We start from the raw sequence: 1,204 nt of genomic DNA on the forward strand, positions 1-1,204 counted from the left end.
TGAATCACCCTAGGTTTTGTGCCGCCTCCAATGTGGGCTGGTCCTCGGGTCCGAGGCCAGCGTAGTGGAGCGTTTCGAACTCGGTCGGGGGAATCTGGCCGATACTCGAGTGCAACCTGCTGTTGTTGTACCAGTCGACCCAACCAGCGGTCGCGAACTCGACGTCGGAGATCGTCCGGTACGGGCCGGAGTGGAAGATCGTGGTCCGGATGCACTCGGTCTTGTACAAGCCGTTCACCGACTCGGCCAGCGCGTTGTCGTAGGCGTCCCCGACCGATCCGATCGACGCTGCGATGTCTTCCAGTCGCAGACGCTCAGTCAGTGTAACTGATGTGTACTGACTGCCGGCATCCGAATGATGAATCAGCTCAGCAGCTTTCACCGGATGCCCTTCCCGATTGCGCTGCCACAGTGCCATCCGAAGCGGGACCGTGACCAACTCCACCGTCTTCGAAGTCGACGCATGCCACGCCACGATTCGACGGGAGAACACGTCGATGATGAACACCACGTACACCCACCCAGCCCAGGTCCGGCAGTAGGTGAAATCGGTCACCCAGACCCGGTTCGGTTCGGCAGCACTGAACTGTCGGTTCAGCAGATCCTCCGCGCGCACACCATCAGCGGAGCGGACGGTAGTGCGGACTCCCTTGGACCTTCGAATCCCATTGTGGCCTAGTGTCTTCATCGCTCGATCAACAGCACCATACGACACCCCCGGCAGCATTGTGCGGTGCAGATGGGCGCGCATCTTCACCCGCCCGTAGAGGCCCTCCGGAGTCATCTTCCGCCGGCCGTCGTCACCGGTACGCCAGACCACGGTGCGCACCGCATCGACGACGTGGGCATCGGAGACCGTCCGTGCGGCAGGCGTGCGTGATCGCCATGCCCGGTAGGTTCGTGCGGCAATCTGGCAGCCCTGCTCACGCATGACCCGGCAGATCGACTCGACCGCAAAACCGTTGGCACGCATCTGATCTATGAACGCCACGATCATCGGTTGCGGGGGTCGAGTTCCCCCGCGAAGAAAGTCGTCGCTGCTTTCAGAATGGCAACGTCCTCTCGCAGCTGCTTGTTCTCCGCCTTGAGGCGCTTGATCTCGGCGGACTCCTTCGAGGTGGTCCCGGAGCGGGCGCCGGCATCGACTTGGGCCTGCACGGCCCAGCGGCGTACCGTCTCCCCGCCGACACCGACTTGCTTGGCG

General features: G+C 62.7%; 1 protein-coding gene and 1 other annotated feature. The gene reads right to left on the reverse strand.

Annotated elements, in window-relative coordinates:
* Positions 1–4 precede the first annotated feature (4 nt).
* Positions 5–1,204, reverse strand: a protein-coding gene (locus FFS52_RS23560) for an IS3 family transposase (protein ID WP_249356527.1) whose coding sequence is annotated in 2 segments (ribosomal slippage) — positions 5–1,032 and positions 1,032–1,204 — 1,201 coding nt annotated over the 2 segments. Because the reading frame shifts where the segments join, the coding sequence is not laid out codon by codon here. This gene is flagged as partial in the annotation.
* Positions 902–1,033: a sequence feature (AL1L pseudoknot), on the reverse strand. It overlaps the preceding gene by 132 nt.

The organism is Gordonia sp. ALPHA1B1 (assembly GCF_005502615.1).
Lineage (GTDB): Bacteria > Actinomycetota > Actinomycetes > Mycobacteriales > Mycobacteriaceae > Gordonia > Gordonia hongkongensis.